This is a genomic window from Massilia sp. Leaf139, assembly GCF_001424165.1.
Lineage (GTDB): Bacteria > Pseudomonadota > Gammaproteobacteria > Burkholderiales > Burkholderiaceae_D > Telluria.
The window spans coordinates 523,971-540,024 of the sequence record NZ_LMOJ01000001.1 but is presented as its reverse complement, the minus strand read 5'-3'; the positions used below and the strand labels follow the sequence as shown (position 1 = coordinate 540,024).

The window sequence follows — 16,054 nt, the reverse complement described above, 5'->3', positions numbered from 1 at the left end:
CGAAGACAGTACGCTAGTACGGCGAGACGGTGCAACGCCGCATGGGAGGCGGCCAGGCGCGCCGGCGCGCACGATTGATTCGTTGAAAACACAGATGCTGTAAATCTGGCATAGTTTTGCTAAAAATAAACGTTTAGCAAAATGACCAGCCAGAATACAACGATCTACACCCCGTTCGCGGACGGGCGTCCGGTGCGCGACATCGTCGAGCACACGCCGGCGTTGGTGAACGAGACCTGGTGCCGCAATCTGCTGCGCCACACCCTCGATTCGCTCGAGCGGCAATACGCGAGCGGCGCGCCGCACCGGGCGATCACGCCCGACACGCTGGTCATGCTGGCCAATGGCGAAGCCTTGCTGCTGCCGGCGGCCGAGGACGCGGCCCCCTCTTCCGATCTCCCGGCCGACCTGCACGCGCTGGCGCTGGTCGTCCACTACGCCATCACGGCCGAGCTGCCGCCGGAAGGCCCCCTCGGGCCACGCCTGTACGACAACTACAGCGAGCAGCTCACCAAGGGGCTGGACTCCTGCCTGGGGCCGAACCGCAGGCTGCGTCCGGCGACGGTCGACGCCATGCGCACCCTGCTGGGTGTCGAGGCCTCGGCCGGGGTGCTGGCGCCGGCTGTGCGGCAGGGCGATGATGAACAGTTTGTTGAACCCGTCGGGCAGACCGAGACTACGGCGCCCGTCGAAAGCGTTGCGCCGCCGCCCGCCGTGGATGCCCCGGAGACCGTTTCACCGCCGAACGAAGATGCGCACGGCGGCGATTTCTCCGCGCCAGCCATCGCGCCCGCACCCGTCGAAAATCCGGTTCCGGAGCCGGTGGCGATCGCCGCTCCCGAGACCGCCGTGCCGGACAACCTGGAGCCGACGCCGGCCGAACCGCTCAGCCTGCGCGAAAAAACCGAAGCCGGCATGTTGCGCAAGCCTGCCAGCCAGTCAGCCGGCGAACCGCCGCCGCGTGCCACCGAACATGTTGCGCCACCGCCGCCGCCCCAGGCCAGTGCCGAAGCGCCGCGCGCCGCACCGCGCAAGCCGTCCGCGGGCATCCCGCCGGGCGCACAGCCGGCCGGCGCCACCCAGGCTCGCCTCGCCGCGGGCCGCAGCGGCCGCGCCCAGCGCTGGGGCATGATCGCCGGCGCCGCCATCGTCGTGCTGGCGGCCGGCGGCGCCCTCGTCTCCTACTTCCAGCAGAACGATGCGCGCGACGTCATGCCTTTGAGCCTGCCGCCGGCCGAACGCGCGCCCGGCCTCGATGCCGGCGAGACCGTCGTCGCCCCGCCAGCCGAGGCCGTTGCGACCGACCAGCCGGCGGGTGCGCAGCCGGCCGACAGTCCGCTCGACGCCACCACAGGCGCGGCGCCGGAATCCGAACCGGGCCTGCCGGTCACGGCAGCGCCAGTCATGCCGGCGGCAGCGGGCACAGGAGCCGCTGGCGCGGTCGTCAACGGCACCACCTATAAACTCCTGATCAAGCCCTGGGGCACTGTCTATGTCGACGGCGTCGACCGCGGCGTCAGTCCGCCGATCAAGCGCCTGACGCTGGCGCCGGGCCCCCACACGATCCGGATCGCCAACCCGAACTTCCCCGAACACACCATGACGGTCGACGCGGGTGCGCGCGAGTCGGGCGTCATCGAACACGATTTCACGGCGCAAGCCCAATAAGGAGGCAGCCATGTCCCGAACCCTTCCTCCCAAGCTGCTCGCCACCCTCCTGGCAAGCGCCCTGCTGGCCGGCTGCGCCGAACTGGCGCCGCTGTTCGAGCGCAAGCCGGATCGCACCCATGTGCGCACGCTGCCGCGTGCCGCTCAGGACGACGACCGCCCGGCCGCGCGCAGCGAGCCGAAAGGCGACACCCAGCCCGGACGCGACCAGGCCGCGCTGCGCGAAGGCATCCGCCTGTACAACGAGGGTGATTTCAACGGGGCCATCAAGCGCCTGAATTCGAACGACATCCGCAACGGCTCGCCGGTACGCATCCGCGTCGCGGCGCTGAAGTACACGGCCTTCAGTTATTGCGTGACCTCGCGTCCGAAGCAGTGCGAGCAGGCCTTCGAAAAGGCATTGAAGATCGATCCGGACTTCACGCTCGAGGCAGGCGAACAGGGCCACCCGCTGTGGGGCCCGGCTTTCGAGCGCGCCAAGCGCGGCTGAGCTTCAAGGAAGATGGAGCAAACAAATGTTGGCTCCGCCCAAACAATTGTTTAGGCCTTGCGGTTGACCGAGGCCGGATAGCGCGGCGCCCGACGGCGCTTCGATGCCTGCTCGTAGGCATAGGCCATGCCGATCAGGGTCGCCTCGCTGTAGGCGCCGCCCACAAAGGAAATGCCCACCGGCAGCCCATGCGCGAAGCCGGCCGGGACGGTGATGTGCGGATAGCCGGCCACGGCAGCGGGCGACGAGAAGCTCATGCCGTAGTGGTCGCCGTTGATGTAGTCGGTCAGCCAGGCCAGGCCGCCGGTCGGCGCCACCAAGGCGTCGAGCTTTTCCTCACGCATGATCTTGTCGATACCCTCTTCGCGCGAATAGCGGCGGTTGTTCGCCAGCGCCTCGCGGTAGGCTTTCGAGTCGAGCCCATCTTTCTGCTGCGAGGCGATCAGGTGCTCCTGGCCGAAATGCGGCATTTCGCGCGCCGCATTCTTCTCGTTGAAGGCGATCACGTCGGCCATGTTCTTGACCGGCGCATGCGGCGCATAGGCAGCCAGGTAGGCGGCCAGATCCGGCTTGAATTCGCACAGCAGCACTTCGACCTCGGTCTGGTTGTACTTGTTGGTGTTCGGCACCTTGACGTCGACCAGGATCGCGCCCTGCGCCTTCAGGATGGCCAGTTCCTTTTCGACCACCTCGTCGACCGCCGTGCTGCCGCCGAAGAAATTGCGTGCGACGCCAATGCGCTTGCCGCGCAGGCCGTCAAGGCGCAGGGCCGCGGCGTAGTCGGCCACCTTGCCCTGGCTCTCCTTGGTGACGGCATCGTCGCCGTCGACGCCGGTCATGGCGGCCAGCATCAGGGCGGCGTCGGCCACGCTGCGGGTCATCGGGCCGGCCGTGTCCTGGGAATGGGCGATAGGGATGATGCCGCTGCGGCTGACCAGACCCAGGGTCGGCTTCAGGCCGACGATGCCGCAGCTCGAGCTTGGCGAGACGATGGAGCCGTCGGTCTCGGTGCCGACCGCGAGCGTGGCCAGGCTGGCGGCGATGGCCGCGCCGGAGCCGGAGCTCGAGCCGCTGGTGTTGCGGTCGAGGGCGTGCGGGTTCTTCGTCTGGCCGCCGCGCGCGCTCCAGCCGCTGACGGAATTGGTCGAGCGCATGTTGGCCCATTCCGACAGATTCGTCTTGCCGATGATGACGGCGCCAGCGGCGCGCAGGCGTTCCGTCACGAAGGCGTCGCGGGTGGCGCGCACGCCGTCCAGCGCCAGCGAGCCGCCGCTGGTGCTCATCTTGTCGCCCGTGGCGATGTTGTCCTTCAACAGCACCGGAATCCCGTGCAGCGGGCCGCGCAGCTTGCCGGCCGCGCGCTCGCGGTCGAGTTCGGCGGCAATCTTGAGTGCGTCGGGATTGAGTTCGATGACGGAATTGAGGCGCGGGCCGGCCTTGTCGACGGCGGCGATGCGCGCCAGGTAGCGCTTGACCAGTTGCTGCGAACTCGTCTTGCCGGCCGCCATGGCCGCACCCTGCTCACGCACGCCGGCCTCGAGCAGGTCGTCGGCGCCTGTCGCCGCTTTCGGCGCCGCCGCCACGCTCCCCGCCACGCCCACCACGGCGCCGGCTGCTACGCCGAGTCGAACGAAATCCCTGCGATCCATGCTGTCCCCATCTTATTTATTAGTAAAGCATTAGCATAGCAGTGCTTTCTCTTCAGCACCATTTCCAGCGGGAGCGCAGGGACGAAAAAAAAACGCTGCCGGTGAGGGCAGCGTTTTTTCGCAGAACGTGCTACAGCAGTGTCTTAGTTACGGCTTAGTTGCGTACAACGCGCTTGTATTCGTTGGTGCGGGTGTCGATCTCGATGGTGTCATCCTGGCTCACGAACAGCGGCACCATGACGATGTGCTGGTGGGCTTCGATGGCGTTTTCGATCTTGGCTTCCTTCAGGACGTTACCCGAGGTGTTGCCCTTCACCGCAGGCTCCGAGTACACAACCTGGCGTGCGATCGTGGTCGGCAGTTCGACCGAGATGGCCTTGCCGTCATAGAACACGGCTTCGCATTGCATACCGTCTTTCAGGTAGTGCAGTGCATCGCCCAGGTTCTCTTCTTCGATTTCGAACTGGTTGTACTCTTCGTCCATGAAGACGTACAGCGGATCGGCGAAGTACGAGTAGGTCACCGGCTTCTTGTCCAGCACGACGACGTCGAACTTGTCATCGCCACGGAACACGTTTTCCAGCGGAGCGTTGGTCAGAAGATTCTTCATCTTCCACTTGTAGGTGAAGCCCGTGCGGCTCGAGCCGTTGACATCGGAACGCAGCACGATAAAAGGCTTCTCATCAACCATGATGATGTTGCCGACACGGATCTCTTTTGCGGGTTTCATAGGAGTATGAGTAATCTAAAAAAGGGGTTGCAGTAACCGAGCATGATACCACGTAACGCGGGCCGTGCCTAACGAAGTGAAGCAGCAAAGCGCAGCAGGTTGGATGCCAGGTCGCCATTGCGCGACATTGCGTCCTGCCATTCCTCGGAACGGCGCTCGATCTGCGCCTGATCGGCCAGCAGTGCCGCCCATAAGGCAGGCCAGTCGGCTGGGCCCGTGCCCGCTCCGTTCCATTCCAGCATCAGCGCCTGCAGGCTGGCGATCTCGGGCGCATAGCGTGCCAGGAAAGCGCGTAATTTCTTGTGGTGCAGGTTCTCGTCTTGCGGATAAATGTGCCAGACGAAAGGCTTGCCGGCCCACTGGGCACGCACCCAGGAATCCTCGCCGCGCACGAAATTCAGGTCGCAGGCCCACAGCAGGCGGTCGTAGTGGGGCTGGGGCACGAACGGCAGTACGCGCACGGTCAGCGCGCCGCGGGTGGCAACGGCGCCTGCGCGCGCTCCCGTTCCCAGGAAGGCTGCGACCGCTTCCGATGCGACCCCTTCCGGCACAAGGCAGGCGACCTTGCTGGCCCCGCCCTGCCAGGCCGCGAACAATTCGGCGACCGGGGCATGTGGATAGCAAAACAGCGACACTTTCAGGGCATCGAGTTCGCCGTCCGTCAGGCCGAGGGCGCGCAGGAAAGTGCGCGTCCCTTGCGGATCGGCCAGGAAGGCGCGCCGTTCGCGCTCGAGGCCGGCTTCGCGCAGCAGCCCGCCGGTTTTTTCAGTAAAGCCGGGGAAGAAGAAATGTTTGGTCAGCTTCAGGCGCGGATGCATGGACGGCAAGGCATGGCAGCCTTCGACCCACTCCTCCGCCGTCAAGCCTTCCAGGTTCAGCCACACGGGCTTGGGCGTGCGCGCGGCCATCGCCTCGATATACCGGGGCGGAATGTCGCAGGCGAAAAATTCGATGACGATGTCGGCGACCTCGTCCGGGGTGTAGTCGTCGTCCTGGCCGCGCCAGTGGCGCACCGCGACGCCCGCCACCTGCTGAATGGACGCTGCCGGATCGACTTCGGGGCAGATCCGGCGGAAGCTGACCAGGTCGTCGACCCAGAGCGTGACCGCAACCCCATGCTCGATGTGCAACTGACGCGCGAGGCGCCAGCAGATGCCGATGTCGCCGTAGTTGTCGATGACCTTGCAGAAGATCGCCAGCGATGGCGTGGAACAGGCGCTGGGGGAAGTGGACATAGGCGGGATGGTCGAGAAAAACAAAGTGGAAAAGCAAAAAGCCGCTTTTCAGCGGCTTTTTTTGCTTTGACTGGCGTCCCCACGGGGATTCGAACCCCGGTACTCACCGTGAAAGGGTGATGTCCTAGGCCTCTAGACGATGGGGACCTAAAACTGTTCCGACTGCTAATGTACTACTGCTGCCAAATTCTTGGCGTCCCCACGGGGATTCGAACCCCGGTACTCACCGTGAAAGGGTGATGTCCTAGGCCTCTAGACGATGGGGACCCTGGAACTACCGATACTGCCTGCTACGCGATTTACTGCGTATTCTTCAACGTGGTGGAGGTAAGCGGGATCGAACCGCTGACCTCTTGCATGCCATGCAAGCGCTCTCCCAGCTGAGCTATACCCCCCACGGGTAAAACAACATCATACCATATTGCCACTGCTTCTACTACCGCTGCCGCTGGCGCAGCGTCCGGCAAACCTCTGCCGGCATCTTGGCGTCCCCACGGGGATTCGAACCCCGGTACTCACCGTGAAAGGGTGATGTCCTAGGCCTCTAGACGATGGGGACCCTGAACTACCGATTACAACACTTCAACTTGGTGGAGGTAAGCGGGATCGAACCGCTGACCTCTTGCATGCCATGCAAGCGCTCTCCCAGCTGAGCTATACCCCCGTACTGCTGAAGTGCGAGCATTATAGCGGGGGTTCTTGCATTACGCAAATACCGTTTTGAAGAAGATCAAACGGATTGCAGTCGCGAACGACAAGCCCGCATTACGTCCGAATTACAGTCCCTTCCCTACACGGGCCAACACGGTCTCACGGCCGAACAGTTCCAGCACTGCGTCGATGGCCGGCGTCTGCAGCTGGCCGGTGACCAGCAAACGCAGCGGCATGGCGATCTGCGGCATCTTGAGCCCGTGCGCTGCCAGTACTTCCTTGAGCATGGCGGCCAGCGCGGCCTTGTTCCATTCGACCGTCTGACAGCGCTCGGCGAACGCGGCCAGCGCAGGACGCACCGTATCGGTCAGGTGCTGGCTCAGCAGGGCCGCGTCCGGCTGCGGCTGGCGGTAGAACAGCATGGCCGCGTCGGCCAGCTCGTTGATGGTGTTGGTGCGATCCTTCACCAGCGCCAGCACGCCCGGCAAGGCGGGAGCGCCTTCGAACTGCGCGCCCTGGCTGTCCATTTTCGGACGCACCAGCGCGGCCAGGCGTTCGTTGTCGGCCGCCTTGATGTAATGGTTGTTCAGCCAGGCCAGCTTTTCCGGATTGAACTGGGCCGCCGAGGCGGTCAGGTGCTCGAGGTTGAACCACTCGGTGAACTGTTCCATCGTGAAGATTTCGTCGTCGCCATGGCTCCAGCCCAGGCGCGCCAGGTAGTTCAGCATGGCTTCCGGCAGATAGCCCTGCTCCGGATACTGCATCACGCTGACGGCGCCGTGGCGCTTGGACAGCTTCTGGCCATCCGGGCCCAGGATCATCGGCAGGTGGCCGTATTCCGGCAGCTCGGCACCCAGGGCGCGCAGGATGTTGATCTGGCGCGGGGTGTTGTTGACGTGGTCGTCGCCGCGCAGCACGTGGGTGATCCGCATGTCCCAGTCGTCGACCGAGACGCAGAAGTTATAGGTCGGCGTGCCGTCCGGACGCGCGATGATCAGGTCGTCGAGCTCCTTGTTGGCGATCGTGATCGGGCCTTTGACGACGTCGTTCCAGGTTACTTCGCCGTCCAGCGGATTCTTGAAGCGCACCACCGGCTTCACGCCTTCCGGCACGGCGGGCAAGGTCTTGCCCGGCTCGGGACGCCAGGTGCCGTCGTAGCGCGGTTTCTCGCCGGCTGCGCGCATGCGCTCGCGCATGGCTTCGACTTCTTCCGGCGAGCAGTAGCACAGGTAGGCGGTACCGGCTTCCAGCATGCCCTTGACGACTTCGCGGTAGCGATCCATGCGCTGCATCTGGTAGAACGGGCCTTCGTCGTGCGCGAGGCCCAGCCACTGCATGCCGTCCAGGATCGCCTGCACCGCTTCCGGCGTCGAGCGCTCGAGGTCGGTGTCCTCGATGCGCAGGATGAACGTCCCGCCGAAATGGCGGGCGTAGGCCCAGGAATACAGCGCGGTGCGGGCGCCGCCGAGGTGGAGATAGCCGGTCGGGCTGGGGGCGAACCGGGTACGAACAGGGGTGCGGACGGTCATGGCGAAAAGCGTAATGATAAAGCGGCTATTCTACCCCGATGCGCCCGATGCGGCGGCGATCCCCTCCTCTGCTTGCGCACACGTGGCGCCGTCCTGTGCGTCGTCCGCCACGTCAGCCTGCGCGTCACGATCCGCATCGTGCCGTGGATCGCGCTGCCGGTCGCGCGGCTCATTGCACTGTGCATCGCGCAGTTCGTCGTGCTGTTCGTCTATATACCCGGCCAGCAAGCGCACCGTCGGATAATCGTAGAGCAGCTCGGCGGTGACCGGCACCCCGCTGGCCTGCTCGAGTTCCAGCGCCAACGGCACCGAGGCCAGCGAATCGATGCCGATGTCGCTGAAGGGCGTGTCGACGTTCCAGCCCTCGATCCCTGGCGCACCCTCGCCCGTACCGCCTTCGCGCAGCCAGCGCTGCAGGCAGGCGTGCACCAGCTCCAGGCTCGACAGCGCCGCCGCTGCCGCCGGCGCCACGGATGCAGCAGGCGTCAGCAGCGCGGGCGGCGCGGCCAACGGGGCCGGGGCGGCCGGTGCGGGTGGCGCCTCCGGCAGCGCCTGGCGCAGCAGCGCATCGAGCCCGCCGGCCTCGCCCGGCGCGCTCTGCTCGATGTCGCCGATTGCCAGCGCATGCTGCGCCACCCGTGCCAGCAAGGCGCTGCCCGACGGGCAGTCGTCGACGGCCGCGCCCTCGGCTTCCACCTCCCGGCGCAGCGCATCCAGGCGCCGCGCCGCCCAGGCTGCGGCTTCGCCCCGTGCGGCGGCGGCCAGCAGCGTCCAGGCGGCGAATTCGCCGTTGCGTCCGTCCTGCCAGACGCCAAGGCCCTGCGCCGGCAGGTTCGCCAGCAGCGCCAGGTAATCGAAGGCGCCCAGGCGCGCGACCGTTTTCGCGATCGGATTGCCCGGCACGCGCACCACCGCGCCCAGGTGGACATACAGGGCTTCGCTCGGGCCTTCCAGGATGCGCAGCACGCGCGCGTCGCGCAGCAGTTGCGGCGCAAGGTTGGTCTCGAGGTAGCCGCGTCCGCCCAGCATCTGCATCAGGTGGTCGGCCGCTTCCCACAGCAGTTCCGACAGTACGCACTTGCAGGCGCTGAAGGCGTCCAGCGGCAGTGGCCCCTGCTCGTCCATGCAGGTTGCCAGCGCGTCGACCAGGGATTCAGCGGCCTTGATGGCGCAATCGAGTTCGTGCAGGCGCAGGAGGGTCACCGGGTTGTCGAGCAGGCGCCCGCCGGCGACGTCGCGGCGCGCGCTGTAGCGCGCCATCAGCTGGGCGCAGCGCTTCATCGCCCCCACGCACAGGGCGCCGATGCCGAGGCGCGCGAAGCCCATCGCGTCCTGGGCCACGTCCATCCCGGCGCCCGGTTTGCCCAGCACCTGGGCATCGGGCACGAAGACGGCGTCGAAACGCACCGCGCTTTGCGGCATGGCGCGCATGCCCATCGTCAGCGCTTCCGGCCCCAGCACCAGGCCCGGCGTCTCGCTCGGCACCAGCAAGGCCACGGTGCCGAGCGCCTTTCCGCCGGCATCGAAGGCGCGCGCGAACACGGTCAGCACGCCGGCCCAGGCCACCAGGCCGATCAGGTGCTTCTCGCCATTGATGCGCCAGCCGCCCTTGACACGGTCGGCGCGGGTGCCGATCGCGCGCGGATTCGATCCGGCCTGCGGCTCGCTCAGTGCAAAGGCGGCCAGCTGGCGGCCCGAGGCCAGCTGGAGCAGCCACTGCGCGCGCAGCTGCTCAGGCGCGAAGCGCAGCAGTGGCCGCAAGCCCAGGCCGTTGTGCACGCCCACCATGGTGGCCAGGGTCAGGTCGATCGCGGCCAGCTGCGCCATCACGCGTACCAGGTCGCCCGTTGCCAGGGCCAGGCCGCCGCTGCCCTGCGGCGCCTGCAGGCCAAGCAGGCCGCGGGCGCCGAAATCGAGCAGCACGTGGGGCGCGAGCGAACGGCGCTCGTCGGCCAGGCGCGAATCGAGCCGGCGCTGCGCATAGCTGCGCAGCCAGGCGATGACGGCGTCCGCGCGCGCGCCGCCGTCCCCGATGCCGGGCGAGCGCATGGCCAGCAGCGGCAGGCTGCCCCGCTGCAAGGCCTCCCGGCAGCGCGCGCGCTGCACCTTGCCGCTGGTCGTGCGCGGGAACACGCCCGGTGCGACAAAGGCGAGCGTGTGCAGCGGCATGCCCGTGCCCAGCACGACCGCCGCGCGGATGCGGCGCGCCACCGCGTCGATGTCGCCGCCGCGCGCCAGCGCCCGCGGCGCCTCGACCACCAGCGCCATGCACTCGCTGCCCTCTCCCTCCAGCGCAAAGGCGGCGCAGCTGTTGGGCGCCAGTTCGGGGCAGGCGTCCTCCGCCAGCGCTTCCACGTCGCGGGCGTGGATCTTGCGCCCATTGATGACGATGACGTCCTTGCGGCGGCCGGCAATATAGATTTCGCCGTCGCGCACGAAGCCGAGGTCGCCGCTGCGCAGCCAGCGCGCTCCAAGCAGCGCCGCGGGCGCATCCGCCACGCGCAGGCCGAACAGCCGGGCACTGTCCTGGGCGCGGCCATGGTAGCCGCGCGCGACACCGGCTCCCGCGATCCAGAGCTCGCCGATCACGCCCGGGGCGGCCGGAATGCAGCGCGCCGGGTCGATCACGGCCACCTCGACGCCGGGCGCCGCCGGGCCGCAGCTGACCAGGGCGCGGCCCTGGCTTGATGCCGCCTCGCACACGGCGCCCTGCTCGAGCGCCGCGCCGTCCAGATGGAGGATGCGCGGCGCGCGGCCGCGCGGCCCGCCCGCCACCAGCAGCGTCGCCTCGGCCATGCCGTAGCAGGGGAAGACCGCCTGCGGCCGCAGCCCGCAGGGGCCGAAGCTCTCGATGAAGCGCGCCAGCGTCTGCGCGCGCACCGGCTCGGCGCCGTTGTAGAACACGTCCAGGCTCGACAAGTCCAGCCCCGCCTTTTGCGCGTCGCTGACGCGCCGCAGGCACAAATCCCAGGCGAAGTTCGGCCCGCCGCTGCAGGTGGCGCGGTAGCGCATAATCGCTTCCAGCCAGGCCGCCGGGCGGCGCAGGAAGGCCCCGGGCGCCATCAGCACCGAGCGGAAGCCGTGCGCCAGCGGCGCGGCGATGCTGCCGATCAGGCCCATGTCGTGGAAGGGCGGCAGCCAGCTGACCATGACCGTGTCGACCCCGAAGCCGAAGGCGCTGCCGATCGCCGCCACGTTGGCGGCGATGTTCGCATGCGTGACTTCGACGCCTTTCGGCTGGCCGGTCGAGCCGGAGGTATATTGGAGAAAGGCGACCGACGTACCGGATGGCGCGGGCAGGACGGCCGCCGCGGCAGCGCCTGCGCCGCACAGCATGGGCGCCGTGCAGCCCACGTGCGCCAGCGCCGCGGCGGTTGCGGCCTGCGTCTCGGGCGCGCACAGCACCAGCGCCGGGGCGGCGTCGCCGGTCAGCGCCGCCAGGCGGGCGCTATCGCGCGCGCGGTTGGCCGGCGCCGCCGGCACAGCGACCACGCTGGCCGCCAGACAGGCGAAAAAGGCGACGATGAAGTCGATCCCCGCCGGATACAGCAGCAAGGCGCGCGCGCCCGGACGCAGCTGCGCCAGCATCTGCGCCGCCAGGGCGTCGACGCGCGCGGCCAGCTCGGCATAGCAGATGTCGTGTTCGCTGCCGTTCTCGCGCAGGAAGGTATAGGCGATGCGGCCCGGCGTGCGCCGCGCGCGTTCGCGCAGCTGCTGGACAAGGGGCATGTTCGCGGGGTCGGAAGCGTCAGCCACGGGCGCGCTCCCTCGGGCTGGGCTGGCGCGCCGGTTCGACGCCGAGCGCCGCGCCGGCCCCGCTGACCGCCGCGCCGATCATCCGTGCTCCCTGCCGCAGCTGCGCCGGCCGGTGCGCCGCCATCACCTGCAGGCGCAGGCGCGCCGCCCCGAGCGGCACGCCCGGATACTCGACCGCGTTGACGAAGACGCCCTCGCGCGCCAGCGTGCGCCCCGCCAGGCGCGCCACCTGCTCGCTGCCGATCCAGAGCGGCACGATGGCCGATGGCACGCCCAGGCAGCGCATGCCGGTTTCGGCCAGGTTGGCGCGCAGCGCCACGGCATTGCGCAGCAGCGCCTCGCGCAGGGCGTCGCCCTCGCCGCTGGCGACGATGCGCAGCGATTCGAGCACGCAGGCCGCCTGCACCGGCGAGAGCGCATTCGAGAACAGGTGCGGGCCGGCGAACAGCTGCAGCTGGCGCTTCACCGCGCGCGAGGCGCAGGCGACGAAGCCGCCGTTCGAGGCGAAGGTTTTCGAGAAGGCGCCCATCACCAGGTCGACCTTGCCCAGCATGGCCTGCTGGCCCAGGCTGCCGGTGCCGCCCGGCCCGAGCGCGCCCAGGTCGTGCGCCACGTCGACCAGCAGGGTGGCGTTGTACTCGCGGCACAGGTGCTGCATCAGCGGCAGATCCGGGCAATCCGCGTCCATGCTGAACAGGCCTTCGGTGACGACCAGGATGCCGTTCTCGGTATCGCGCGCGCGAATCGCGGCCAGCAGTTCACGCACGTGGCCGGTGTCAAGATGGCGATGCAGCGCCACGTTGCGGGTGGCGGCGTTCGCACCCTGGCGCAGCGAGGCATGCGCGAGCTGGTCGACCAGCACGTAGTCGCGCGCCCCGACCAGCGCCGTGATGACGCCGAAGGCGGCGCCCCAGCCGGTGGGGAACAGGGTCACGTGTTCCATCTGCAGCAGCGTGCCGAGCGCCTCTTCCAGGCGCAGCGACAGGCGGCTGTTCCCGAGCAGTACCGCTGAGCCGGCGCTGTGCGGGCCGGCCTCGACCAGGGCCGCCTGGGCCGCTTCGCGCACGGTCGGGTGCGAGGCCAGCGACAGGTAGTCCTGGGACGCGAAATTGATGCCGCGGGTGCCGGTGCCCGGCAGTTCGCCCTCCTCGTGCACGCTCGACTCCGGCGTCGGCGCGCCGTCGATGGCGCGCGCGTACTGCCAGACGCCATGCGTGGTGCGCAGCCGGCACCAGGCGTCGAGCGCCTCGGTACGGCGCAACAGGTTGGCGCCGCGCGGCTGCGCGAACTGGGCGACGCTGCCGCGCAGCGCGCCGCTAACTTCCAGTTCGGCGATGTCGGCGGCCCGCTCGAAGACGATCGTTTCCTCGTGCACGGTGTACTCCTCGCTATGGGAATGAAAAGGGGGAAGAAAACTCAGGCTGGCACCATGCTCGCCTGCTGCGCGGCCTGGCGCGCCAGCAGCACGCCGACCTGCTCGGCGGGCAGCGGACGGTGGAACAGGTAACCCTGGGCTTCGTCGCAGCACATGGCGCCCAGGTCGCCCAGCTGCTCGCCCGTCTCGACGCATTCGGCGATCACCTTCAGCTCGAGCCGGTGCGCCATCGCGACGATCGCTTCGGCGATCGCATACGGCCGGGCGCGCGCGCTGCCGCCCAGGCGGCGCACGAACAGGCCATCCATTTTGAGGATGTCGACGGGCAGCTCGGAGAGGTAGTTCAGGCTCGAATAGCCGGTGCCGAAATCGTCGATCGAGACCAGCACGCCGGCGGCGCGCAGCGCGCCTAGCACCTCGCGATTTGCAGCGAGATCCTCGATCAGCACGCCTTCGGTGATTTCGAGATCGAGGCAGGCGCGCGGCAATGCCGCGCCCTGGACGATTTCCATTACGCGCGCGGCGATGCCGGGATGGCGCAGCTGGCGCGCCGACAGGTTCACGGCCGTCTTCACGCCGGGCAGGCCGGCATCGCGCCAGGCGCGGTTCTGGGCGCAGGCGGTGCGCAGCACCCAGTCGCCGATCGGCACGATCATGCCGGTCTCCTCGGCCAGCGGGATGAAGCGGCCCGGATCGATGCGGCCGTAGAGCGGATGCTGCCAGCGCACCAGCGCCTCGACGCCGACGATGCGGCGCGTGCCGAGATCGACCTGGGGCTGGTATTCGAGGAAGAGCTGGCCGCGCGCGAGGGCTTCGCGCAGGCCGTTCTTGAGCGTCAGGCGCTCGCTCTTCGGTTCGCCTAATTTTGACCATCCGGCGCTCGAATACACCTGTACGCTGTTCTCGCCCCAGGCGCGCGCGCTGCGCATGGCGATGTCGGCGCGCTTGAGCAGCGCATCGAGGTCGCACTCCTCGGCCGGATACAGGGCCACGCCCACCGACAGCGTGACGAAGCATTCACGCTCGCCGGCGTTCAGAGGGAGCCCGAAGCGGTCGAGGATCTTCTCCGCCACCTGGCGCGAATCGCCTTCGGCGGCCAGGTCTTCCAGCAGCGCGACGAATTCGTCGCCGCTCCAGCGCGCCACCGTGTCGGAGTCGCGCAGGCACTGGCGGATGATGGCGCCGGCCTGCACCAGCAGCGCGTCCCCCGCTTCGTAGCCGAGGGCGTCGTTCACTTCCTTGAACTTGTTGATATTCAGGAGCAGCAGCGCCACCGGACGGCGGTTGCGGTCGGCGCGATCCATGGCGTGGCGCAGGCGGTCGCGCAGCAGGCGGCGGTTGAGCAGGCCCGTGAGCTGGTCGCAGTGCACGCCGTCGAGCATCCGGCCGACGCTCACGCCCAGGTCTTTCAGTTCGACGGTGGCCGGCGCATTCGCGCGCAGCGCCAGCGCCAGCGGTTCCTCGTCCTGGCCGTGGCAGACCACCCGGTTGCGCCCGCTCGACTTGGCCAGGTACAGGGCCTCGTCGGCGCGTCCGACCGCCAGGCCGACCGCCTCGCCCATGCGGTACTCGGCCACGCCGATCGACACCGTCAGCGCGATCTCGCTGCCACCCTCCATGCAGCGCATTTTTTCGACGGCGGCGCGCACGCGGCCGGCCAGCACCATCGCGTCGTCCGCGCTCGTTTCCGGCAGCATCAGGAGGAATTCCTCGCCGCCGTAGCGCCCGAAGCTGTCGCTGCCGCGCACCATGCCCTGCACGGTGCCGGCAAAGGCGCGCAGCACGGTGTCGCCGGCGCTATGACCCCAGGTGTCGTTGATCCGTTTGAAGAAATCGATGTCGAGCAGGCAGAGACAGAAGGCGCGGCCGTTGCGGTCGCTGCGCTCCTTTTCCTTTTCGATCAGGCGCATCAGGTAGCGCCGGTTATGCACGCCCGTCAGCTCGTCGCGGATCGCCAGCTCGTTGATGGTACCCAGCGCCTGCTCCAGCTTCACGAAACCGCGGTTCTTGGTCAGTTCGAACAGCAGCGCGAACACCAGCACCACCACGAACAGGCCGAGGTGGCACACCAGGTACAGCAGCGCCATGTCGGCCACCGGATGCGCCGGGAGCGGATAGCCGGCGCCGGGCAGCGCATAGATGACGACGGCGGCGGTGCAGCTGAGCGCGAGCCAGAACAGGGCGCTGGCTACCCCGCCGAGGAACATGGCGACCAGGGGCGCCGTGATCAGCCAGCTCGCGGTGGGCGCGCCGATGCCGCCCAGGTTGAAGCTGAGCCAGGTGAAGTTGAAGAACAGCGCGCACAGGAAGAGTTCGCGCGCGGCCCAGATGCTGCCGCTGGCGCGCAGCAGCAGCGGCGAGGCCAGCATGCAGGCGCAGCACAGCAGGATCTCGACGGCGGCCGCATCGAAGCCCATCAGGTGGTAGGCGAGCGCATAGAAAGGGCCGGCGGTGGCCGCGAGCAGGGCCGCATTGACGACGTTTTCGGCGCGGGTACGGGCGTTCGCGGCCTGATCCAACAGGTCGGCGGGGATGAACCAGTGGTTCGCGCCCAGGTAACGGTCGCTCCATCGCGCGCAGGTGCTGTTCATGTGTCCTTGGTGCGGCTTTCGGCCGCTTGGCGAATGAGGTCAACCGCCAGTGTAGGAAGGAAATTTCCTACAGACTTTATTTTTAAACAGATGCAAGACGGAAAAACATGCGCGCAACGCTTGACAAGAAAAACTGTCGTGTTGGCTTGGGAGAAACTTCAGGCGGGCTGCAGGTGGATTGCAGCGCCGGCTTGGTGGTGTGCAGCGTCAGCCAGCGGGGGTTTCGCGCGGCCCTGCACCCGGTCGTGCAGGGCGCGCGCCCTGGTATTCGGGAAGCGCTCCCAGGCCGGCGAGCCGTCCCCGACCAGCGCTGATGTATTACTTACTCACGCTTGGAGCGACCGGCCAGTTCCAGGGCAAGGCGCATTCGTCGCAGACAA

The 16,054-nt window shown here is 68.1% G+C and carries 9 protein-coding genes and 5 tRNA genes; 2 read left to right on the top strand and 12 right to left on the bottom strand.

Annotation, left to right across the window (positions count from 1 at the left end; genetic code table 11):
- Positions 1–141: 141 nt before the first annotated feature.
- Together ASF77_RS02415 and ASF77_RS24480 are read left to right on the top strand one after the other, a co-directional pair.
- Positions 142–1,668: a hypothetical protein gene (locus tag ASF77_RS02415; RefSeq protein ID WP_056333875.1), complete on the top strand. Its 1,527-nt coding sequence runs from the start codon at positions 142–144 to the stop codon at positions 1,666–1,668.
- Between the two features lie 10 nt (positions 1,669–1,678).
- Positions 1,679–2,158 (top strand): TssQ family T6SS-associated lipoprotein, encoded by a 480-nt coding sequence (locus ASF77_RS24480; RefSeq protein ID WP_082493510.1) that lies wholly within the window; start codon positions 1,679–1,681, stop codon positions 2,156–2,158.
- 50 nt (positions 2,159–2,208) lie between these two features.
- Here ASF77_RS24480 and ASF77_RS02405 read toward each other — a convergent pair whose 3' ends face one another.
- The 12 genes from ASF77_RS02405 to ASF77_RS02350 form a co-directional block, all read right to left on the bottom strand.
- Positions 2,209–3,807: an amidase gene (locus ASF77_RS02405; RefSeq protein ID WP_056333872.1), complete on the bottom strand. Its 1,599-nt coding sequence runs from the start codon at positions 3,805–3,807 to the stop codon at positions 2,209–2,211.
- A gap of 154 nt (positions 3,808–3,961) precedes the next feature.
- Positions 3,962–4,537 (bottom strand): elongation factor P, encoded by a 576-nt coding sequence (locus tag ASF77_RS02400; RefSeq protein ID WP_056333870.1) that lies wholly within the window; start codon positions 4,535–4,537, stop codon positions 3,962–3,964.
- Between the two features lie 68 nt (positions 4,538–4,605).
- Positions 4,606–5,772 carry an elongation factor P maturation arginine rhamnosyltransferase EarP gene (gene earP / locus ASF77_RS02395; RefSeq protein WP_056336238.1) on the bottom strand — a complete coding sequence of 389 codons (1,167 nt, stop codon included), beginning with the start codon at positions 5,770–5,772 and terminating at the stop codon, positions 4,606–4,608.
- Between the two features lie 71 nt (positions 5,773–5,843).
- Positions 5,844–5,919, bottom strand: a tRNA-Glu gene (locus tag ASF77_RS02390).
- A 44-nt stretch (positions 5,920–5,963) separates the two neighbouring features.
- Positions 5,964–6,039 (bottom strand) — tRNA-Glu (locus ASF77_RS02385).
- A gap of 52 nt (positions 6,040–6,091) precedes the next feature.
- Positions 6,092–6,167: transfer RNA gene (locus ASF77_RS02380), tRNA-Ala, on the bottom strand.
- An 88-nt stretch (positions 6,168–6,255) separates the two neighbouring features.
- Positions 6,256–6,331 (bottom strand) — tRNA-Glu (locus ASF77_RS02375).
- 29 nt (positions 6,332–6,360) lie between these two features.
- A tRNA-Ala gene (locus ASF77_RS02370) sits at positions 6,361–6,436 on the bottom strand.
- 112 nt (positions 6,437–6,548) lie between these two features.
- A complete protein-coding gene (gene gltX, locus ASF77_RS02365; protein WP_056333867.1) occupies positions 6,549–7,952 on the bottom strand; it encodes a glutamate--tRNA ligase in 1,404 nt (467 codons plus the stop codon).
- Between the two features lie 30 nt (positions 7,953–7,982).
- Complete coding sequence (locus tag ASF77_RS02360; RefSeq protein WP_082493509.1) at positions 7,983–11,708, bottom strand: AMP-binding protein; 3,726 nt, start codon at positions 11,706–11,708, stop codon at positions 7,983–7,985.
- On the bottom strand, positions 11,701–13,083 hold the full coding sequence (locus ASF77_RS02355) for an aminotransferase class I/II-fold pyridoxal phosphate-dependent enzyme (RefSeq protein WP_156648698.1): 1,383 nt from the start codon (positions 13,081–13,083) through the stop codon (positions 11,701–11,703). The genes ASF77_RS02360 and ASF77_RS02355 overlap by 8 nt, the downstream gene beginning before the upstream one ends.
- A gap of 41 nt (positions 13,084–13,124) precedes the next feature.
- A complete protein-coding gene (locus ASF77_RS02350) occupies positions 13,125–15,674 on the bottom strand; it encodes a diguanylate cyclase domain-containing protein (RefSeq protein WP_056333864.1) in 2,550 nt (849 codons plus the stop codon).
- Positions 15,675–16,054: the final 380 nt, after the last annotated feature.